The organism is Scleromatobacter humisilvae (genome assembly GCF_023231945.1).
In the GTDB taxonomy this organism is placed as follows: Bacteria; Pseudomonadota; Gammaproteobacteria; order Burkholderiales; family Burkholderiaceae_C; genus Scleromatobacter; species Scleromatobacter humisilvae.
Window position 1 is genome coordinate 722,230 of record NZ_JAJLJH010000002.1, and the last position, 20,379, is coordinate 742,608.

Genomic DNA, 20,379 nt, shown 5'->3' on the forward strand with positions numbered 1-20,379 from the left:
CGGGCTGACGAAATGAGCCGCTGCCGATGAGCCTCGACCTGGTCTTTCCCCACACGTTCGTGCCCTGGTTCCGCGCCGTGGCGCCGCACATCCACGCCTATCACGGCAAGACCTTCGTCGTCGCCATCGCCGGCGAGATGATTGCGGCGGGCAAGCTCAACGCGCTGGTGCAGGATCTCGCCATCCTTCACGCGATGGGCATGAAGCTGGTGCTGGTGCACGGCTTCCGGCCGCAGGTCAACGACCAGCTCAAGGCCAAGAACCACCCGGCGCGCTACAGCCACGGCATCCGCATCACCGACGAGGTGGCGCTCGACTGCGCGCAGGAGGCCGCCGGCCAGCTGCGCTTCGAGATCGAGGCCGCGTTCTCGCAAGGCCTGCCCAACACGCCCATGGCCAACGCGACGGTGCGCGTCGTCTCGGGCAACTTCCTGACGGCGCGGCCCGTGGGCATCGTCGACGGCGTCGACTTCATGCACAGCGGCGTGGTGCGCAAGGTCGACGGCGTGGCGATCCGCCGCGCGATCGACATCGGCGCGGTGGTGCTGCTGTCGCCGTTTGGCTTCTCGCCCACCGGCGAGGCGTTCAACCTCACCATGGAAGAGGTGGCCACGTCCACCGCGGTCGCGCTGCAGGCCGACAAGCTGCTGTTCCTCACCGAGGTGCCGGGCGTCCACGAGGATCCGGCCGACCCGGAGACGCCGATCGACACCGAGCTCGCGCTGGCCGACGCCGAGCGCCTGGTCGCCTCGCTGCCCGCGCCACTGACCCCGTTCGACACCGCGTTCTACCTGCAGCACTGCGTCAAGGCCTGCCAGGGCGGCGTGGAGCGTTCGCACATCCTGCCGTTCTCGGTCGACGGCGCGCTGCTGATGGAGGTCTTCACCCACGACGGCATCGGCACCATGGTCGTCGACGAGAAACTCGAGAGCCTGCGCGAGGCCACTTCCGACGACGTCGGGGGTATCCTGCAATTGATCGAGCCTTTCGAGCGCGACGGAACGCTCGTCAAGCGCAGCCGCACGGAAATCGAACGCGACGTCGCCACCTATACCGTCATCGAACACGACGGAATCATTTTCGGTTGCGCCGCGCTGTATCCGTATCCCGAGGCCGGCACCGCCGAATTGGCGGCGCTCACGGTATCGCCGCAGGTTCAGGGCCAGGGCGATGGCGACCGGATTCTCAAGCGAATCGAACACCGTGCAAAGGCGCTCGGCGTCAAGTCGATATTCGTGCTGACGACGCGCACGATGCACTGGTTCATCAAACGCGGCTTCGAACAGGTCGACCCCGAATGGTTGCCCGAGGCGCGCAAGAAGAAATACAACTGGGATCGGCGTTCGCAGGTACTCGTCAAAAAACTGCCCTAGAAGCCGATCAATCGCAACACATCAGCGGCCGCGGCGCCCGCCGCCGGCCCTCTCACGAACAGCAGGAGTTCCCATGACACGCAACGTCCAATGCGTCTATCTCAAGCGCGAAGCCGAGGGCCTGGCCTTCGCGCCCTATCCGGGCGAGCTCGGCAAGCGAATCTACGACAACGTCAGCAAGGAAGCCTTCGAGGCGTGGAAGAAGCACCAGACGATGCTCGTCAACGAGAATCGCCTGAACCTCGCCGACCTGCGCGCGCGTCAATATCTGGCGCGCCAAATGGAAAGCTTCTTCTTCGGCGGCGGCGCCGAACAACCCGCCGGCTACGTTCCGCCGGCGCCCTGAACGAGACTTTTCTCATCCTCCGCCGGCTTTCACTTCACGTGAGGGCAATATTTTTCTGCGGCGGCGGTGTATATTCGCGTCGAAGCTGCCAGACACGTGCAAAGTGTCACATGCAACTTCCCCATTGAGTTTCTTTTTGCGTATTTCGCGATAAGATGTTTCAATTGTCGAATTGACACGAGGATTTGAGACATGTCTTCCCTGCAGGATCTTCTGGCCCAAAAGGCCGAAATCGACCGCCAGATTTCGGACGCGCGCCGTCAAGAGCGCAACGAGGCCATTTCCAAGGTTCGTGCACTGATGGCCGAGCATGGTTTGACCGCGGCCGACCTCGTCACCAAAGCCGCCGGCCCGCGCGCCAGCACCAGCGGCCGCAAGGTCGCGGCGAAATACCGCGATCCCGCCAGCGGCCAGACCTGGACGGGCCGCGGCCTGAAGCCGAAGTGGCTCTCGGCCGCGCTGGAATCGGGCAAGCAACTGACCGATTTCGCCGTCTGAACGGGTTTCCACCCCGGGGCTGAACGCCCTCTTCCGAGTTTCGAGCGCCCCAGGGCGCTCGTTTCGTTTCCGGCTCGGCTTCCTTCTACACTGCATTCGTGATCCCCGGCCAATTCGTCCAAGACCTGCTTTCCCGCGTCGACATCGTCGAGCTGGTCGGGCGCACCGTCACGCTGAAGAAGGCGGGCATCAACTACAAGGGCCTGTGCCCGTTCCACGGCGAGAAGTCGCCCAGCTTCATCGTCAGCCCGACCCGCCAGACCTACCACTGCTTCGGCTGCGGCGTGCACGGCGACGCGATCCGCTTCCTGTGCGAGCACCACGGCATGGGCTTCGTCGACGCCGTGACGGACCTCGCCCAGCAGGTGGGCATGCCGGTGCCGGAGGACGACGCGACGCCCGAGGAGCGCGCCGAGGCCGCGCGCAAGAAGGCGCAGAGCACGACGCTGTCGGACATCCTGGCCAAGGCCGCCGACCACTACAAGCAGCAGCTGAAGGCCTCGCCGCGGGCCATCGAGTACCTGAAGGGCCGCGGCCTCAGCGGCGAGATCGCGGCGCGCTTCGCGCTCGGCTGGTCCCCCGAGGGCTGGCGCACGCTGGCGAGCTGCTTCCCGCGCTATGACGACCCGTTGCTGGTCGAGTCGGGGATGGTGATCGTCTCGGGCGACGATCCGGCCACGCAGAAGCGCTACGACCGCTTCCGCGAGCGCATCATGTTCCCGATCCGCAACGTCAAGGGCGAGGTGATCGCCTTCGGCGGCCGGGTGCTGGACAAGGGCGAGCCGAAGTACCTCAACTCGCCCGAGACGCCCGTCTTCAGCAAGGGCCGCGAGCTGTACGGACTGTTCGAGGCGCGCCAGGGCCTGCGCGACAAGGGCTATGTGCTGGTCACCGAGGGCTACATGGACGTGGTCGCGCTGGCGCAGCTGGGTTTTCCGAACGCCGTGGCGACGTTGGGCACCGCCTGCACCGCCGAACACGTGCACAAGCTGCTGCGCTTCACGGAGAAGGTCATCTTCAGCTTCGACGGCGACGCGGCCGGGCGCCGCGCCGCCGGGCGCGCGCTCGAGGCCGCGCTGCCGCACGCCACCGACACGCGCAGCTTCCGCTTCCTGTTCCTGCCCAAGGAGCACGATCCGGACAGCTACGTGCGCGAACATGGAACGAAGGCGTTCGAGCAGTATGTGCAGGACGCCCTGCCCTTGTCGCAGCAGCTGATCGAGGTCGCGCAGCACGACTGCGACATGACGACCGCGGAGGGCCGCGCCCGCATGCTCGCGCAGGCCAAGCCCTTGTGGAGCGCCCTGCCCGAGGGTGCGCTGCAGAAACAGCTGCTGGGCGAGCTGGCGCTCAAGGGCAACCTGCCGCTGGCCGACCTGCAGTCGCTGTGGCGAACCGGCAGCGCGCCGCGTCGGGGCGGGCGCGCCTCCGAGGACGGCGCACCCTGGCACGACGCGCCGCCGGACCTCGACGACGCGAATGCCGCCCTGTCCGGCGCCGATACCTTCCTCGCGCCCGGCGAGGCGCGACCGCGCAGCCCGGGCCGCGATTTCCAGGCCGGCAAGGGCGGCTTCCGCAGCACCCGGCCGATGAACCCGAAATGGGCGGCGCGCGCGCGCGAGGAAGCCGAGCTCGACGCCCAGCGGCGCCAGCCGCGCTCGGCGCCCATGACCGCCGAGAGCCGCGCGATCCAGATGCTGTTCGGCCACGCCGAATACTGGGAACAGCTGTCCCCCGACGACCACGAGCTGATGCACTCGCTGCCCGCGCCGTACGGACCGCTGGTCGCGTGGCTGGAGCGCGACCACGCTGAACACGGCCCCCGCTCCTGGGCCGTGCTGAGCCACGCGCTGCGGGAAGATCCCGGCCTGGGCGCCGAGGCGCTGGCGATCGCCGACGGCGACGCCGAGCCGAACGCGACCTTTGCCGAGTTCCGGGCCAACGTCGACAAGATCCTCGATCGGGAACTGCGCCTGCGCACCCAGGCCCTGCTCGCGCAGGCCGCGACGGATCCCGCGGCCCTGGCGCGCTACCGCGAGGTCTTCCGGCACTGGGAAGAGGTCAAGGCTCGAATGTCCGCGCAGCGTGCCGAAGAGTGACTGACGGCCGCGCGACGCGGCCTTTCCACGGCATCGCGCCCGCCGCGAACCGGTGGTTTTCATTGGAGAATGAGGTATAATCCGATATCCCACTCAGCGGCAACTTGTGACGTGCAGTGAGAGCAGCTAACTCCGGGCCCCGGCCACCCTCGTCAAGGGCATCACCACCGGCCACCTTCTCCCGCAAGAGCTGCTCATTCAAACCACGTTCACGCCAACTTGCCTGCCGGTGTCCTTCGCGTCGAAACGCGAGGGGAAATTCATTGCCTGACTTTCTTTTTCGATGCTGGCCCGCATATTCCCGGGGCGAGTCGAGATTGACGCGGGCTGATATGCCGGGCGACCTGGGTCGACATTCATTCAAGGAAACGCATGACTGCCAAGAAGAGCGCTGATACTGCCAAGACGACGACCGCCGCCGCGAAGACGGCCGCCGACAAGCCCGTCGTCGAGAAGAAGGCGGTGTCCGCTGCTGCGACCAAGGTTGCCGCGAAGGCGCCTGCGGCGAAGACCGCCGAGAAGGCTTCCGCTGCCGTGAAGACGCCGGCCAAGGCCGCGACGAAGACCGCCGCCAAGACCGCCGCGCCCGAGGCCAAGGGCAAGAAGGGCAAGAAGGAAGAAGTCGCGAAGGCGCCGGCGTTCGAGGAAGACGCGGACGTCGAGGCCGATCTCGAGGGCGAAGTCGAGGCCGAGGGCGTCGAAGAAGCCGTCGAGGAAGTCGGCGAGGTCAAGGCCAAGGTCAAGCCGCTGCGCATGAAGGTGTCGCGGGCCAAGGAACGCGCGCTGATGCGCGAGTTCGGCCTGGACGAGACGCAGCTGACCGAAGAGGAAGTCGCCAAGCGCCGCCATGAGCTGAAGACGCTCATCAAGATGGGCAAGACGCGCGGCTTCCTGACGCACCAGGAAATCAACGACCACTTGCCCGAGAAGCTGGTCGACAACGAAATCCTCGAAGCCATCGTGTCGATGCTCAACGACATGGGCATCGCCGTGTACGAGCAGGCGCCCGACGCCGCCACGCTGCTGATCTCGGGCCAGACCCAGTCCGGCGCGACGGAAGAGGAAGCCGAGGAAGCGGCCGAGGCCGCGCTGTCGACGGTCGACTCCGAGTTCGGCCGCACCACCGACCCCGTGCGCATGTACATGCGCGAGATGGGCTCGGTCGAGCTGCTGACGCGCGAAGGCGAGATCGAGATCGCCAAGCGCATCGAAGGCGGCCTGCAGTCGATGATGCAGGCCATCTCGGCCTCGCCCACCACGATCGCCGAGATCCTGGCCGTGGCCGACCGCATCCAGAAGGGCGAGATGCAGATCTCCGAGGCCGTCGACGGCTTCGTGTCCACCAATGAGGCGGACGACTACGTCGCCGAAGAAGACTTCGACGAGTTCGACGAGGAAGACGACGACGACGGCGCCGGCGGCTCCAAGGCGCTGACCAAGAAGCTCGAGGAGCTGAAGGCGCAGGCCCTGGTCAAGTTCGGCGAGCTCAGCACGCACTTCGACAAGATGCGCAAGGCGTTCGAGAAGGACGGCTACCGCTCGCCCTCGTACGACAAGGCCCAGGCCGCGCTCACCGACGACCTGATGAAGATCCGCTTCACGGTCAAGACCATCGAGCGCCTGTGCCAGATCCTGCGCGGCCAGGTGGACGACGTGCGCCGCTACGAGCGCGAGATCCGCAAGATCGTCGTCGACAAGTGCGGCATGCCGCAGGACCACTTCATCAAGACGTTCCCGACGAACTCGCTCAACCTGCACTGGGCCGAGAAGGAAATCGCCGGCAACCGCGGCTACAGCGTGGTGATGGGACGCAACCTGCCCGCGATCCAGGAGCTGCAGCAGAAGCTGATCGACCTGCAGGCGCGCGCCGTGGTGCCGATCGAGCACCTGAAGGAAATCAACCGCAAGATGAACGAGGGCGAGAAGGCCTCGCGCGATGCGAAGAAGGAAATGATCGAGGCCAACCTGCGCCTCGTGATCTCCATCGCCAAGAAGTACACCAACCGCGGCCTGCAGTTCCTCGACCTGATCCAGGAAGGCAACATCGGCCTGATGAAGGCGGTCGACAAGTTCGAATATCGTCGCGGCTACAAGTTCTCGACGTACGCGACGTGGTGGATCCGCCAGGCCATCACGCGCTCGATCGCCGACCAGGCCCGCACGATCCGCATCCCGGTCCACATGATCGAGACGATCAACAAGATGAACCGCATCTCGCGCCAGCATCTGCAGGAGTTCGGCTTCGAGCCGGACGCGCCGACGCTCGCCGAGAAGATGGAGATGCCGGAAGACAAGATCCGCAAGATCATGAAGATCGCGAAAGAGCCGATCTCCATGGAAACGCCGATCGGGGACGACGACGACTCCCACCTGGGCGACTTCATCGAGGACACCAACAACCTCGCGCCGGTGGAGGCCGCGATGCACGCCGGCCTGCGCGACGTGGTCAAGGACATCCTCGACAGCCTGACGCCGCGCGAGGCCAAGGTGCTGCGCATGCGCTTCGGCATCGAGATGTCCACCGACCACACGCTGGAAGAAGTGGGCAAGCAGTTCGACGTCACGCGCGAGCGCATCCGCCAGATCGAGGCGAAGGCGATCCGCAAGCTCAAGCACCCGAGCCGGTCGGACAAGCTGCGCACCTACCTGGACAATCTCTAATCGTTCGGTAAAGGCGCCGCCCGCATGTCCGCCATCCAGCGTCGTGCCGTCGTCTTCGCCGACCTTCGTGGCAGCACCGCGCTGTACGAACTGCTCGGCAACACCGACGCGTCCCAGATCGTCACCGAGACGGTGGACGCGATCTCGCGGCGCGTGCCGGCCACCGGCGGCCTGGTCGTCAAGACGCTGGGCGACGGCCTGATGGCCGTCTTCCCGACCGCCGCGCAGGCGGTCGAGGCAGCCGACCAGATGCACGAGGAGATCGACATCGTGATGCGGCGGCGCGACGCGCTGACCGGCTTCACGGAGGCGCGTCTCCAACTGCAGGTCTGCATCGCGCTGGGCGAGACGGTGGAGGTCAGCGGCGACTACTTCGGCGACGCCGTCAACGTCGCCGCGCGGCTGCTCGACCACGCGGGCGACAACGAGACGCTGGTCACGGTCGAGGTGCTGCGCGCCCTGCCCCTCGATTCGCGCGACATGTTCCGCAGCCTCGACCTCGTGCGCCTGCGCGGGCGCGTCGAGCCGGTCGAGGTGCACCTGCTGTCGCGCCGCGGCATGGACACCGCGCCCACGCTCGTGGGCGGCGGTCCCGGCATGGGCCTCATCGGTCCCGAGTCCGTCGTCCTCACGTGGGGCAACAAGGTCAAGCGCTTCACGGCGTTCAACATGCCGGTGGTGATCGGCCGCGCGGCCGCGTCCGACATGCAGGTCGACGACGCGCGCGTGTCGCGCGCGCACTGCCGCATCGACTGGATCGGCGCCACGTTCCAGCTGTCCGACCTCAGCATCAACGGCACGTTCGTGCGCTTCTCCAGCGAGGACGAGGTCGTGAGCCTGCGCCGCGGCAGCTGCACGCTGCACGGCAGCGGCGAGGTCGGCCTCAGCGGGTCGCCGGAGGATCCGGGCGTCGCAGCGATGCAGTTCGAGGTGCTGCACGCGCCCATCCGGCGCGACGACGAGTACGACCTGCTGAATCCCGCCCCGCTTCCGTCGCGGCGATGAGCGACGCCCGGCCGCCCGAAGGCGCTCGCCCCGAAGTGCGAAGCACGAAGGGTTCCTGATGACCGACGCTCCGCGCGACCACGCGCACGACCGCGCCGAGAAGGTCGGCGTGCTGCTCGTCAACCTGGGCACGCCCGACGCGCCGACCACGCCGGCGCTGCGGCGCTATCTCGCGCAGTTCCTGTCGGATCCGCGCGTCGTCGAGATCCCGCGCGCGCTGTGGTGGCTGATCCTGCATGGCGTGATCCTGCGACTTCGGCCGGCGCAATCGGCGCGCAAATACAAGAAGGTCTGGCTGCGCGAAGGCTCGCCGCTGGCCGTGTGGACGGCGCGGCAGGCCAACATGCTGCGCAGCTACGTCGGCGAGCGCGGGCCGCTGGTCGAGGTGCGCTGGGCGATGCGCTACGGCCAGCCCGCGATCGCCACCGCGCTCGACGCGCTGTGCGCCGAGGGCGCCACGCGCATCCTCGTGTTCCCGGCCTATCCGCAGTATTCGGCGGCGACCACCGCCAGCGTGATCGACGACGTCGCGGACTGGGCGAAACGCACGCGCCGCGTGCCCGAGCTGCGCTTCGTCAACCACTACCACGACGATCCCGGCTACATCGAGGCACTGGCCGCCCAGGTGCGCAAGCACTGGGCGCGCGAGGGCCGCGGCCGCAAGCTGGTGATGAGCTTCCACGGCATGCCCAAGCGCACGCTGCTGCTGGGCGATCCGTACCACTGCGAATGCCTGAAGACCGGCCGCCTGCTGGCCGAGAAGCTGCAGTTGGAGGACGGCGACTGGCGCGTCACCTTCCAGAGCCGCTTCGGCCGTGCCGAGTGGCTGCAGCCCTACACCGAGCCGACGCTCAAGGCGATGGCCCGCGGCGGCGTCGAGGGCGTGGACGTCATCTGCCCGGGCTTCGCCGCCGACTGCCTCGAGACGCTCGAGGAGATCGCCATCGAGGCTCGCGCGGCCTTCCTGTCGGCCGGCGGCAAGGCCTTCCACTACATCGCCTGCCTCAACAACAGCCCCGAAGGCATGAAGGCGATGACCGGGGTCGCGCTGCGGCACTTGCAGGGCTGGGACACCACCCCCATGTCCAGGGAAGCCCTCCAGCAACGCCAGGCCCGCGCCGTCGCGCACGGCGCCCCCGAGCAACGATGACCCGTCACGCCCAAGCCTCAGCTGCTCCCGCCGCCGCCGCCGACATGCGGCTCGACAAGTGGCTGTGGGTCGCCCGCTTCTTCAAGACGCGGGGCTTGGCGGCCGAGGAGATCGACAAGGGCCGCGTGCACGTCAACGGCCAGGCCGCCAAGCCGGCGCGCTCGGTGCGTGTCAACGACAGGATCGAGATCCGCCAGGCCGGCTCGGTCCGGGAATTGCTGGTCCTCGGCCTGGGCGCGATGCGGGGGCCGGCGACGGTGGCCCGAACGCTGTACCAGGAGACCGAAGCCAGCATCCGGGCCCAGCAGCAGGCCGCGGAGGCGCGCAAGTTCGGCGTCGAACCGGCCAATGCGCAGGAACTCGGCCGGCCGACCAAGCGCGACCGCCGCGACCTGGTCGATTGGCAGCGCTGGAGCGCATCGGTCGACGACGAGTAGTCCTGGCCGGCGCCGGAGAGTCGCGCCGGCAAAAAAAGTTTCGTGTGGCCTCTTGAAATGCGGAGTGCCGCCTCCACGTCCCCGCGCAACGCGACCGTTTAACCTCTACAAGACCATGAATCCGGAAGAACAAACCCCGCAAGCTCCGCTGCAATCGCCGGTCGAGAACGGCGCCGCCGCCCCCGAGGCCAATCCCGGCGGCGACGCCGGCCGCATCGCCGAACTCGAGGCCAAGGTCGCCGAGCTGACCGATGCGCACCTGCGCGCCAAGGCCGAGGTCGAGAACGCGCGCCGCCGCGCGGACGAGGAAGTCGCCAAGGCCCGCAAGTACGCCGTCGAAGGCTTCGCCGAGAGCCTGCTGCCCGTCAAGGACAGCCTCGAGGCCGCGATCGCCACCCCGGGCGCCGCCGTGGAACAGGTGCTCGAGGGCGTTCACGCCACGCTGCGCCAGCTCGTCGCCGCGCTGGAGCGCAACAAGGTCAGCCAGATCAACCCGCAGTCGGGCACCAGGTTCGACCCGCACCAGCACCAGGCGATCTCGATGGTGCCGGCCGACCAGGAAGCCAACACCGTGGTGACCGTCCTGCAGAAGGGCTACCTGATCGCCGACCGCGTGCTGCGTCCGGCGCTCGTCACGGTCTCGGCGCCGAAGTAAGCCGAAAAGCGGCTCGCGACGCCTTCAATCGTGGACGAAACGCGGCAAAAAACGCGTTTCGGCCTTGAATAAGACAGCGCCAGCCGCATCTCGATCACAACACCAAATTCAGCTTCAACAAGCTTCGCAGGAGAAACCAAATGGGACGAATCATCGGTATTGACCTGGGCACCACGAACTCGTGCGTGTCCATCATGGAAGGCAACACCACCAAGGTGATCGAGAACTCGGAAGGTGCGCGCACCACGCCGTCGATCATCGCCTACCAGGAAGACGGCGAGGTGCTGGTCGGCGCGTCCGCCAAGCGCCAGGCCGTCACCAATCCGAAGAACACCCTGTACGCGGTCAAGCGCCTGATCGGTCGCAAGTTCACCGAGAAGGAAGTGCAGAAGGACATCAACCTGATGCCCTACCAGATCCTGGCCGCCGACAACGGCGACGCCTGGGTGGGCGTGCGCGGCAAGAAGCTCGCGCCGCAGCAGGTCAGCGCCGAGGTCCTGCGCAAGATGAAGAAGACCGCCGAGGACTATCTCGGCGAGGAAGTGACCGAGGCCGTCATCACGGTGCCGGCCTACTTCAACGACAGCCAGCGCCAGGCCACCAAGGACGCCGGCCGCATCGCGGGCCTGGACGTCAAGCGCATCATCAACGAACCGACGGCCGCGGCGCTCGCGTTCGGCCTCGACAAGCACGGCAAGGGCGACCGCAAGATCGCCGTCTATGACCTGGGCGGCGGCACGTTCGACATCTCGATCATCGAGATCGCCGACGTCGACGGCGAGATGCAGTTCGAAGTGCTGTCCACCAACGGCGACACGTTCCTGGGCGGCGAGGACTTCGACCAGCGCATCATCGATTACATCGTCGCCGAGTTCAAGAAGGACCAGGGCGTCGACCTGACCAAGGACGTCCTCGCGCTGCAACGCCTGAAGGAAGCCGCGGAAAAGGCCAAGATCGAGCTGTCCAGCCAGACCCAGACCGACGTCAACCTGCCCTACATCACGGCCGACGCGTCGGGCCCGAAGCACCTGAACGTCAAGCTGACGCGCGCCAAGCTCGAGTCGCTGGTCGAGGAGCTGATCGAACGCACGATCGCGCCCTGCCAGACGGCCATCAAGGACGCCGGCGTCAAGATCTCCGACATCAACGACGTCATCCTCGTGGGCGGCATGACCCGCATGCCCAAGGTGCAGGACAAGGTCAAGGAAGTGTTCGGCAAGGAGCCGCGCAAGGACGTCAATCCTGACGAGGCCGTGGCCGTCGGCGCCGCCATCCAGGGCCAGGTGCTCTCGGGCGACCGCAAGGACGTGCTGCTGCTGGACGTCACCCCGCTGTCGCTCGGCATCGAGACCCTCGGCGGCGTGATGACCAAGATGATCAAGAAGAACACCACGATCCCGACCAAGTTCAGCCAGGTGTTCTCGACCGCCGACGACAATCAGCCGGCCGTCACGATCAAGGTCTACCAGGGCGAGCGCGAGCTGGCCACGGGCAACAAGAGCCTGGGCGAGTTCAACCTCGAGGGCATCCCGCCGGCCGCGCGCGGCACGCCGCAGATCGAGGTGACCTTCGACATCGACGCCAACGGCATCCTGCACGTCGGCGCCAAGGACAAGGCCACCGGCAAGGAAAACAAGATCACCATCAAGGCGAACTCGGGCCTGACCGAGGACGAAATCCAGAAGATGGTGCGCGACGCCGAGGTCAACGCCGCCGAGGATTCGAAGAAGGTCGAGCTCGTGTCGGCGCGCAACCAGGGCGACGCGATGGTGCACTCGGTGCGCAAGAGCCTGTCCGAGCACGGCGAGAAGCTGGAAGCGTCCGAGAAGGAAGCCATCGAGTCCGCGCTGAAGGATGTCGAGGAAGCGATCAAGGGCGACGACAAGGCCGCGATCGAGGCCAAGACCGAGGCGCTGATGACCGCCAGCCAGAAGCTGGGCGAGAAGGTCTACGCCGACCAGCAGGCCGCGCAACAGGCGGCAGCGGGTGCGGCGGCCGGCGCGGGCGAGCACGCCCAGGCCGAACCGCAGGCGGCCCACGCGGCCGACGACAACGTGGTCGACGCCGACTTCAAGGAAGTCAAGAAGGGCTGAAGCTCCGCTTCGCCAACTGGCCGGTGACTTGTCCGTGTTCGACACGGCCAGGCCGCCGGCCTTTCTCGCTAGATAAGCGCGATCCGGATGCGTTCCTCCACGCTTCCGGCGCACGCCCTGCCCGGTTTATCCGCGCCCTGAAAAGATAATTGCCCCATGAGCAAACGCGATTACTACGAAGTCCTCGGCCTGAAGAAGGGTGCGTCCGACGACGACATCAAGAAGGCCTATCGCAAGCTCGCGATGAAGCACCACCCGGACCGCAACCAGGGTGACGGCGCAAAGGCGTCCGAGGAGAAGTTCAAGGAGGCCAAGGAGGCCTACGAGATGCTCTCGGATCCGCAGAAGAAGGCGGCCTACGACCAGTACGGCCACGCCGGCGTCGACCCGAACATGGGCCATGGCGCGGGTGCGGAAGGCTTCGGCGGCTTCGCGGAGGCGTTCGGCGACATCTTTGGCGACATCTTCGGCGGCCAGGGCGGACAACGCCGCGGCGCGGGCGGCAAGCAGGTCTACCGCGGCAACGACCTCAGCTACGCGATGGAGATCACGCTCGAGGAGGCGGCCACCGGCAAGGACACGCAGATCCGCGTGCCGAGCTGGGAGAACTGCGAGACCTGCAAGGGCTCGGGCGCGAAGCCGGGCACCTCGCCCAAGACCTGCCCCACCTGCTCGGGCGCCGGCACGGTGCACATGCGCCAGGGCTTCTTCTCGATCCAGCAGACCTGCCCGAACTGCCACGGCACCGGCAAGATCATCCCCGAGCCCTGCCCCACCTGCTCGGGCCAGGGCCGCATCAAGAAGACGAAGACGCTGGAAGTCAAGATCCCGGCGGGCATCAACGAAGGCATGCGCATCCGCTCGTCGGGCAACGGCGAGCCGGGCCCCAACGGCGGGCCGCCGGGCGATCTCTACATCGAGATCCGCATCAAGCAGCACGACATCTTCGAGCGCGACGGCGACGACCTGCACTGCACGGTGCCGGTGCCGATGACCCAGGCCGCGCTCGGCGGCACGATCGAGGTGCCCACGCTCAGCGGCAAGGTCGAGATCGAGCTGCCGGAAGGCACGCAGCACGGCAAGACCTTCCGCCTGCGCGGCAAGGGCATCAAGGGCATCCGCTCCAGCTACCCGGGCGACCTGTATTGCCACATCACGCTCGAGACGCCGATCAAGCTCACCGAGCACCAGCGCAAGCTGCTCAAGGAGCTGGACGAATCGCTGCGCAAGGGCGGCGACAAGCACTCGCCCAACTCGAAGACGTGGACGGATCGGGTCAAGGATCTGTTCAAGTAATCGCCCCCTGAAGGCCGCCTCGTGCGGCCTTTTGCTTGTCCGGGATTCCCCTCTCAAGCCAGGCTTCAAGTTTCCGACCAGGCGGGCCGATACCCATTTGACGGGCGTCCATCCGGCGCCCCGCAATGGGTGATTCGCGTCATGAAGAGTGTCCAGTCGGAGATGAAACCGCGCCTGCCAGCCGCCTTCGGCGGGCAGCCGGCCTACGACCCGGACATCGTCAACTGCCGCGCGCTGGTCATCGACGCCAACCCGACGGCGCGCAGCATCCAGGCCGCGCAACTTCGCGACCTCGGCGTCGGAACGATCGTGCAGTGCGGCCGCGTGCAGGACGCGCGGCGCCAGCTCGAGGCGCGCGAGTTCGACATCGTGCTGTGCGAGCAGGACTTCCACGGCGGCAACTACTCCGGCCAGGATCTGCTCAACGACCTGCGCCGGGCGCAGCTGCTGCCGTTCTCGACCGTGTTCGTCATGGTGACGTCCGAAGCCAGCTACGCGGCGGTCGCCGAGGCTGCGGAGTCGGCGCTCGACAGCTACCTGCTCAAGCCGCACACGGCGCATGCGCTGTCGGAACGCATCCAGCAGGCGCGCCATCGCAAGAAGATCCTCAAGGACATCTTCATCGCCATCGACGACGGCCAGTTCGACCTCGCGGCGCAGCTGTGCGTGCGCCGCTTCGAGGTCAAGGCCGCCTACTGGCTCTACGCCGCGCGCATCGGCGCCGAACTGCTGCTGCGCGTGGGCAAGCACGACGAGGCCCGCGCCATGTACGAGGCCGTGATCGCCACGCAGGCGCTGCCGTGGGCGCGGCTGGGCGTCGCGCGCGCGCAGATCGAGGGCGGCTCCGCGCCGGCGGGCAAGCGCACGCTGGAGAGCCTGATCACCGACCAGCCCGGCTTCGCCGACGCCTACGACGTGATGGGCCGCGTCCAGGTCGACCAGGGCCAGTTCGCCGAGGCGCTCGCCACGTATCGCACCGCCACGCAGCTGACGCCCGGCTCGATCACGCGCCTGCAGCGCCAGGGCATGCTGGCCTTCTACCTCGGCGAGAACGCCGAGGCCAAGCAGGCGCTGGAACGCGCGACGCTGATGGGCATCAGCTCGAAGATGTTCGACTACCAGACCATCGTGCTGCTGGCAGTGACGCGCTTCACCGACCGCGATTCCAAGGGCCTGCAGCGCTGCCTGGACAACATGAACCACGCGCTGGAAAAGGCGCCCAAGAGCCTGCGCCTGCAGCGTTTCGCCAGCGTCATCACCATCTTCAACCTGATGCTGCAGCGCCAGGTCGCGCAGGTGGTGGCCGAGATCCGTGCAATGGCCAAGGACATCAAGGAAGGCAACTTCGACTTCGAGGCCGCCTCCAACATGGTGGCCATGCTGGCCTACCTGACGGCCGCCGAGCTGCAGCTGGACGCCGCCGAGGGCTGGATCGACACGCTCGCCCTGCGCTTCTGCACCACGCGCAGCCTGTCGGAGCTGCTGGCGCGCGCGGGCCAGGTGCACGAGCCCTACGCCACGCGCATCCGCGAGCAGCACAATGCCATCACGCAACTGGCGGAACAGGCGATCTCGCACAGCCTGGCGGGCGAGCCGCGCGCGGCCGCGAAGTCGCTGCTGACGGCCGGCGCCCGCACGATGAACGCCAAGCTGATCGACATGGCGCGCATGGTGCTGCAGCGTCATGCCGACAAGATCGCCGATGCGAACGACCTGATGGGCATGGCCGACGAGCTGAAGCAGCGCTATTGCGGCGGCCCGCCGGTCGCGCCGCTCGTCGGCGACAACGGACGGCAATCGGGTGGACTGGTGCTGCGCGCGCGCGACAAGGACGCCGCGGGCGAGGCCGGCGACGACGCCGCCGCCGCGGGCAGCCCCGCGTAGAACGGCCACGGCCGTCGCGCGACCTCGGCGCGCCGCGATTCTTCATGTCGGTTCAAAAGAGACTCCCCTGTCGGTGGTCCGCCTCGGCCACGTCGGCCGGCCGGATGCGCGCCGGCGGCGCGGGTCGCACGAACTGCGTCATGTCCATCGCGATGCGTTCGCGGTTGAAGCCCAGGCGCGTCACCGCCAGGTTGAAGCGGTCGCGCAGCATCTGCGCCCACAGGCCCGTGCCGCGCATGCGCGTGCCGAAGGTGGCGTCGTAGTCCTTGCCGCCGCGCATGTCGCGCACGCGCGCCATCACGCGTGCCGCGCGATCGGGGAAGTGCGCTTCCAGCCATTGCTGGAACAGCGGGTTGACCTCCCACGGCAGCCGCACGACGGTGCTGAACGCGCTGCTGGCCCCGGCGTCGCGCGCGGCCGCCAGGATGTGTTCCAGCTCCGGCTCGTTGATGAACGGGATCATCGGCGACGCGCTGACGCCCACGTGCACGCCCGCGCGCGCGAGCGTCTCGATGGTGCGAAGGCGCCGGTGCGGCGCCGCCGCGCGCGGCTCCATCACGCGCGACAGGTGGCTGTCCAGCGTGGTCAGCGACATGTAGACCGCCGCCAGCCCCGCGCGCCCCATCTCGCCCACCAGGTCCAGGTCGCGCTCGACGCCCGAGGACTTGGTGACGATCGCGAAGCCGTGCCGCGTCTCGGCGAGCACCTCGATGATGGCGCGCGTGATGCCCAGCTTGCGCTCGATCGGCTGGTAGCCATCGGTGGCCGAGCCGATGTTGATGCACGACGCCTCGTAGCCCGGTTTCGCGAGCTGCTCGCGCAGGCGCTCCGCGGCATTCACCTTGGCGATGATGCGTGTCTCGAAGTCGAGGCCGGGCGACATGTTGAGGTAGCTGTGCGTCGGCCGCGCGAAGCAGTAGATGCAGCCGTGCTCGCAACCGCGGTACGGATTGATCGCGACATCGAAGCTGATGTCGGGCGAATCGTTGGTGCTGAGGATGCGCCGGCAGTGTTCCTCGATGACGGTCGTGTCGGGCGCCAAGCGCTGTTCGTCGGCGATCTGGTCCAGCGCACCCCACCCGTCGTCGACCGCCTCGCGGGCATCCTTCTCGAACCGGTGCGCGATGGCCCAGGCGGTGCCGCGCCCCTTCAACATCGCCGCCGGGCCCGTGGCCGGACCGGCACTGGCGTCGGCCGGGTCGACCACGCGAAAGCCGCCGCCGGCGGGCGCCAGCGGGAGCGGTGCGATCGGGATCGTGCGGCGCTCAGGCATACTGTGAATATATACAGTATCGCCAACCTGCGCAACGGAAACAGATCATCGGCCCTCCGGCGTCGCGCATCCCTAACGATCCATCGTTTTTCGAGGCAACGATTCGCGTCGATTGGTGCATGCTGGAGGCCGGAACATCGATTGCTCGTCACGCCCGCTTGACCACCTCGACACCCCCCACGTCATCCAACGGCCGTCTCTTCCGGGACCGCCGGGCGATGCCACGCCCGGAGCCCGGCGCCGCGCTGACGACCGAGGCCGACCTGTCGCTGGGCGAGACGCTGCGGCGGCACTGGCCGGAATACCTCATCGAGGCCGGCTTCCTCGCCGCGTTCCTGCTCTGCGCCGGCGTCGTCTCGGCTTGGCTGCTGGGGCCGGACGCGCCGGCGTCCGAGTTCGCCGTCCGGCGCCTGGCCGTCGGGGTCGCGACGGGACTGGCGCTCGTCGCGATGATCTATTCGCCGTGGGGCCGCCGCTCCGGCACGCACCTCAACCCGGCCATCACCCTCGCCTACGTGCGCCTCGGCAAGATCGGCCGCTGGGACGCCCTGTTCTACCCGCTCGCGCAGGTCGCCGGCGGCTTCGCGGCCGTCTGGCTGCTGCGCCATGGCGCCTGGCTGCCGGCCGCGGCACCGCCGTCGATGCTGTCGGTCTCGATCGGCCCCAGCAACCCCTGGGCCGCCTTCCTGGCGCAGTTCGTGCTGTCCGGCCTGGCCATGCTGCTGATCCTGTTCACCAGCAACCACGAGCGCTGGTTCCGGGCGACGGGCCTGATCTACGGCTTGCTGGTCATGCTGATCGTCGCCTGCGCGGGGCCGCTGGCGGGCTTCGGGATGAACCTGGCGCGCCTGCTGGCCGTCGATGCCTGGGGCGATCCGGCCAGCGCCAACTGGCTCAACCTGCTGCCGCCGCTGCTGGGCATGCAGCTCGCGGTCGAGGCCTACCGGCTGTTCACCGGACGCACGCAGGTGCTGTGCGCCAAGCTCGCGCACAACACGCACGGCCGCTGCATCTTCCGCTGCCAGCATCCGTACCAGACGCGGGCGCTGGCGATGGAGGCGATCAAGCGGCGCACGCAACGGCGCGCCTGACGACGCGCGGCGCGTACGCGCCCGACGCCGGAGACTCCCTCATGCCACCCCGCCCGTTGTCCGCCGCGCTTGCCCTGGCCGCCCTGCTGGTGTCGGCCCTGCCCGCCGCGGCGCAGCGCGCAGTGGCCACGCCGTGGCCCGCGCCGCCCGACAAGCTCTACGCCGAACTGTTCGTCGACGTGCAGACGGCGCAGGTCTATGCCGACCAGAAGACCTTCGTCGACGCCACGCCCAGGGACGACCCCGCCACGATCCTCGCGAGCTACCGGGCACAGCGCGGCGCACCGGGCTTCTCGTTGAAGGCCTTCGTCGACGCCCATTTCGAGCCGCCTGCCGACACGCCGGTCGACCCACCCTCCGGCCAGGGCCTGCGCGAGCACATCGCCTGGCTGTGGCCCGCCCTGACCCGCGACACGGCCCACGCGCCGCCCGGCGGCTCGCTGCTGCCGCTGCCCCGGCCCTACGTCGTGCCCGGCGGCCGCTTCCGCGAGGGCTACTACTGGGACAGCTGGTTCACGATGCTGGGCCTGCAGGAGGCCGGCCGCGAGGATCTCGTCGACGACATGATCGAGAACTTCGCCTCCGAGATCGACCGCTTCGGCCACATTCCCAACGGCAACCGCAGCTACTACCTGAGCCGCTCGCAACCGCCGTTCTTCGCGCTGATGGTGGAACTCGCGGCCGCGCGGGAAGGCGACGCGGTGGTCGAACGCTGGCTGCCCGAGATGCGGCGGGAACACGCGTACTGGATGCGCGGCGCCGAGGCCCTGAAGCCCGGCCAGGCCGCGGCCCGCGTCGTCAGGCTGGCAGACGGCGCGCTGCTCAATCGCTACTGGGACGACGAGGACACGCCGCGTCCCGAGTCGTACCTGCAGGACGTCGCGACCGCGAAGCAGTCCCCGGATCGGCCGCCGGCCGAGGTCTGGCGCGACCTGCGCGCCGCCGCCGAGAGCGGCTGGGACTTCAGCTCGCGCTGGTTCGGCGACGGCCGCTCGCTGGCGACGATCCGCACGACCGCCATCGTGCCCGTCGACCTGAACGCGTTGCTGCTGGAACTCGAACGCGCGATCGCCAAGGGCTGCACGCTCGCGGCCGACCAGGCCTGCGCGGCGCAGTTCGACGGCTTCGCGAAGCACCGAGTCGCGGCCATCGAGCATCACCTGTGGCACCCGCACGGCTACTACGCGGACTACGACTGGCGGCTCGGCAAGCTGCGCGACGAGCCGTCGGCCGCGATGCTCTATCCGCTGTTCGTCGGCGCCGCGCCGCGCGACCGCGCCGCACGCACGCTGCGCACCGCCGAATGCGCGCTGCTGGGCCAGGGCGGCCTCGCGGCGACGACCGCGCACACCGGCCAGCAGTGGGACGCCCCGAATGGCTGGGCGCCGCTGCAATGGATCGCCGACCAGTCGGCGCGCCGCTACGGCCGGCCGGATCTCGCCCAGGCGCTCGATGCGCGCTTCCTCGCGAGCGTCGAGCGGGTCTACGGCAGCGAGCACAAGCTGGTCGAGAAATACGTCGTCGACGGCAGCGGCGGCTCGGGCGGCGGCGGCGAATATCCGCTGCAGGACGGCTTCGGGTGGACGAACGGTGTCGTCGTGAGCCTGCTCGATCTGCGCGACCAGGATCGTGCCGCGCCGGCGCCGCGCAGGACGCCCGCGCGCTGCGCGCGCTGAAGTCAGGCCGGCAATGCCACCGAGGCGACCACGACGCTGGCGAAGCCCAGCCAGCAGGCCGTGCAGAACAGGGCGTCCTGGACGTCGCGGTCGTTGCGCACGCTGTGCAGGGTCTGCTGGATGAATGTCGTCATGGCCCCAGTGTCGGGTGCGTCGACGACGGCCGCGTGACAGCGATGGTCATCCGCGCCGATCCGTGAACTCGATCACGCTGGCGCCCGATGGGGATGGACCGGCCGCCTGCAGGATCAGGTCGCAGCAGGCGCAGCCCCGCCTGCAGCCGCCGAGGCGCCCGCGGCACCGGCGGGCGACGTCTTCTTCCTCGCCGCACCCTTGGCGGACGCCTTCTTGGCCGACGGCTTCTTCTTGACCGCACCCGCAGGGGCGGCCTTCTTGGCCACGGCCACTGCCTTTTTCGCCGCAGGCTTCGCCACCTTCCTGGCCGAGGCCTTCTTGCCAGCGGCCTTCTTGCTCGCGGCCTTCGCCTTGACGGCTGCCTCGGGCGCCTTGGCTGCGCCCTTGTCGACCAGGAACGCATCGCGACTCCTGGCGCCCGCGATCCATGCCGGTGCGCGCCCGAAACCCGACCAGGTCTTGCCCGTCTTCGGATCTGCATACTTCGCGACGCCACCGCCTGCGCGCTTCGGCGTCGCCTTCCTCGCGGCAGGTCGTCCCTTGCCCGTGACGACGGACTGAAGCTGTTCGATCGTCAGGCCGAACGTCGACATGATCTCCTTGACCTTGGCAATCGCCCCGGCCATCTCCTGCCTGGTGATGCGTTCGGCCTCGGCCTCGAGTGCGGCGATTTGCTTCCTGATGGCAGTGAGCTTTGACATGGGCTT

General features: G+C 68.1%; 17 protein-coding genes. 14 read left to right on the forward strand and 3 right to left on the reverse strand.

What is annotated here, in order from left to right; all coding sequences use genetic code 11:
• Positions 1–26: 26 nt before the first annotated feature.
• The 12 genes from argA to LPC04_RS12565 all read left to right on the forward strand — a co-directional run bounded on the left by argA (position 27) and on the right by LPC04_RS12565 (position 15,497).
• On the forward strand, positions 27–1,373 hold the full coding sequence (gene argA / locus LPC04_RS12510) for an amino-acid N-acetyltransferase (protein ID WP_275682555.1): 1,347 nt from the start codon (positions 27–29) through the stop codon (positions 1,371–1,373).
• A gap of 73 nt (positions 1,374–1,446) precedes the next feature.
• The gene (locus LPC04_RS12515) at positions 1,447–1,719 is read left to right on the forward strand and encodes an oxidative damage protection protein (protein ID WP_275682556.1); all 273 of its coding nucleotides are present in this window, start codon (positions 1,447–1,449) and stop codon (positions 1,717–1,719) included.
• 192 nt (positions 1,720–1,911) lie between these two features.
• Complete coding sequence (locus tag LPC04_RS12520) at positions 1,912–2,217, forward strand: H-NS histone family protein (protein ID WP_275682557.1); 306 nt, start codon at positions 1,912–1,914, stop codon at positions 2,215–2,217.
• A 98-nt stretch (positions 2,218–2,315) separates the two neighbouring features.
• On the forward strand, positions 2,316–4,316 hold the full coding sequence (dnaG, locus tag LPC04_RS12525; RefSeq protein WP_275682558.1) for a DNA primase: 2,001 nt from the start codon (positions 2,316–2,318) through the stop codon (positions 4,314–4,316).
• Positions 4,317–4,688: 372 nt separating this feature from the next.
• Positions 4,689–6,977, forward strand: a complete 2,289-nt coding sequence (gene rpoD / locus LPC04_RS12530; RefSeq protein WP_275682559.1) for an RNA polymerase sigma factor RpoD — start codon at positions 4,689–4,691, stop codon at positions 6,975–6,977.
• Between the two features lie 24 nt (positions 6,978–7,001).
• Entirely contained in the window at positions 7,002–7,982 is a 981-nt protein-coding gene (locus tag LPC04_RS12535; RefSeq protein WP_275682560.1) for an adenylate/guanylate cyclase domain-containing protein, read from the forward strand.
• 58 nt (positions 7,983–8,040) lie between these two features.
• The gene (gene hemH / locus LPC04_RS12540; RefSeq protein WP_275682561.1) at positions 8,041–9,132 is read left to right on the forward strand and encodes a ferrochelatase; all 1,092 of its coding nucleotides are present in this window, start codon (positions 8,041–8,043) and stop codon (positions 9,130–9,132) included.
• Entirely contained in the window at positions 9,129–9,569 is a 441-nt protein-coding gene (locus LPC04_RS12545) for an RNA-binding S4 domain-containing protein (RefSeq protein WP_275682562.1), read from the forward strand. The genes hemH and LPC04_RS12545 overlap by 4 nt, the downstream gene beginning before the upstream one ends.
• Before the next feature lie 115 nt (positions 9,570–9,684).
• A complete protein-coding gene (gene grpE / locus LPC04_RS12550; RefSeq protein WP_275682563.1) occupies positions 9,685–10,224 on the forward strand; it encodes a nucleotide exchange factor GrpE in 540 nt (179 codons plus the stop codon).
• A 140-nt stretch (positions 10,225–10,364) separates the two neighbouring features.
• On the forward strand, positions 10,365–12,317 hold the full coding sequence (gene dnaK, locus LPC04_RS12555; protein WP_275682564.1) for a molecular chaperone DnaK: 1,953 nt from the start codon (positions 10,365–10,367) through the stop codon (positions 12,315–12,317).
• A gap of 156 nt (positions 12,318–12,473) precedes the next feature.
• Positions 12,474–13,613, forward strand: coding sequence for a molecular chaperone DnaJ (dnaJ, locus tag LPC04_RS12560; RefSeq protein WP_275682565.1), 1,140 nt, complete (start codon positions 12,474–12,476; stop codon positions 13,611–13,613).
• A 141-nt stretch (positions 13,614–13,754) separates the two neighbouring features.
• Positions 13,755–15,497, forward strand: a complete 1,743-nt coding sequence (locus LPC04_RS12565; protein ID WP_275682566.1) for a response regulator — start codon at positions 13,755–13,757, stop codon at positions 15,495–15,497.
• Between the two features lie 52 nt (positions 15,498–15,549).
• Here the strand turns inward: LPC04_RS12565 and LPC04_RS12570 are convergent, their stop codons facing one another.
• Entirely contained in the window at positions 15,550–16,653 is a 1,104-nt protein-coding gene (locus tag LPC04_RS12570) for a PA0069 family radical SAM protein (RefSeq protein WP_275682668.1), read from the reverse strand.
• 335 nt (positions 16,654–16,988) lie between these two features.
• On the opposite strand from LPC04_RS12570, the gene LPC04_RS12575 reads away from it, so the two are divergent.
• Complete coding sequence (locus LPC04_RS12575; protein WP_275682567.1) at positions 16,989–17,861, forward strand: MIP/aquaporin family protein; 873 nt, start codon at positions 16,989–16,991, stop codon at positions 17,859–17,861.
• Positions 17,862–17,902: 41 nt separating this feature from the next.
• Positions 17,903–19,537, forward strand: a complete 1,635-nt coding sequence (gene treA / locus LPC04_RS12580) for an alpha,alpha-trehalase TreA (RefSeq protein ID WP_275682568.1) — start codon at positions 17,903–17,905, stop codon at positions 19,535–19,537.
• A gap of 2 nt (positions 19,538–19,539) precedes the next feature.
• Here treA and LPC04_RS12585 read toward each other — a convergent pair whose 3' ends face one another.
• Together LPC04_RS12585 and LPC04_RS12590 are read right to left on the reverse strand one after the other, a co-directional pair.
• Positions 19,540–19,671: a hypothetical protein gene (locus tag LPC04_RS12585; protein WP_275682569.1), complete on the reverse strand. Its 132-nt coding sequence runs from the start codon at positions 19,669–19,671 to the stop codon at positions 19,540–19,542.
• A gap of 114 nt (positions 19,672–19,785) precedes the next feature.
• Positions 19,786–20,373, reverse strand: coding sequence for an H-NS histone family protein (locus tag LPC04_RS12590; RefSeq protein ID WP_275682570.1), 588 nt, complete (start codon positions 20,371–20,373; stop codon positions 19,786–19,788).
• Between the last annotated feature and the right edge of the window lie 6 nt (positions 20,374–20,379).

Bases quoted from the DNA above. Each gene is read 5' to 3' on its own strand.
- LPC04_RS12585 (WP_275682569.1), bottom strand. From the start codon at position 19,671: ATGACGACATTCATCCAGCAGACCCTGCACAGCGTGCGCAACGACCGC.
- hemH (WP_275682561.1), top strand. From the start codon at position 8,041: ATGACCGACGCTCCGCGCGACCACGCGCACGACCGCGCCGAGAAGGTC.
- treA (WP_275682568.1), top strand. From the start codon at position 17,903: ATGCCACCCCGCCCGTTGTCCGCCGCGCTTGCCCTGGCCGCCCTGCTG.
- LPC04_RS12575 (WP_275682567.1), top strand. From the start codon at position 16,989: ATGCCACGCCCGGAGCCCGGCGCCGCGCTGACGACCGAGGCCGACCTG.
- LPC04_RS12515 (WP_275682556.1), top strand. From the start codon at position 1,447: ATGACACGCAACGTCCAATGCGTCTATCTCAAGCGCGAAGCCGAGGGC.
- LPC04_RS12545 (WP_275682562.1), top strand. From the start codon at position 9,129: ATGACCCGTCACGCCCAAGCCTCAGCTGCTCCCGCCGCCGCCGCCGAC.
- grpE (WP_275682563.1), top strand. From the start codon at position 9,685: ATGAATCCGGAAGAACAAACCCCGCAAGCTCCGCTGCAATCGCCGGTC.
- dnaK (WP_275682564.1), top strand. From the start codon at position 10,365: ATGGGACGAATCATCGGTATTGACCTGGGCACCACGAACTCGTGCGTG.
- LPC04_RS12590 (WP_275682570.1), bottom strand. From the start codon at position 20,373: ATGTCAAAGCTCACTGCCATCAGGAAGCAAATCGCCGCACTCGAGGCC.
- argA (WP_275682555.1), top strand. From the start codon at position 27: ATGAGCCTCGACCTGGTCTTTCCCCACACGTTCGTGCCCTGGTTCCGC.
- LPC04_RS12535 (WP_275682560.1), top strand. From the start codon at position 7,002: ATGTCCGCCATCCAGCGTCGTGCCGTCGTCTTCGCCGACCTTCGTGGC.
- dnaJ (WP_275682565.1), top strand. From the start codon at position 12,474: ATGAGCAAACGCGATTACTACGAAGTCCTCGGCCTGAAGAAGGGTGCG.
- rpoD (WP_275682559.1), top strand. From the start codon at position 4,689: ATGACTGCCAAGAAGAGCGCTGATACTGCCAAGACGACGACCGCCGCC.
- LPC04_RS12565 (WP_275682566.1), top strand. From the start codon at position 13,755: ATGAAGAGTGTCCAGTCGGAGATGAAACCGCGCCTGCCAGCCGCCTTC.
- LPC04_RS12520 (WP_275682557.1), top strand. From the start codon at position 1,912: ATGTCTTCCCTGCAGGATCTTCTGGCCCAAAAGGCCGAAATCGACCGC.
- LPC04_RS12570 (WP_275682668.1), bottom strand. From the start codon at position 16,653: ATGTTGAAGGGGCGCGGCACCGCCTGGGCCATCGCGCACCGGTTCGAG.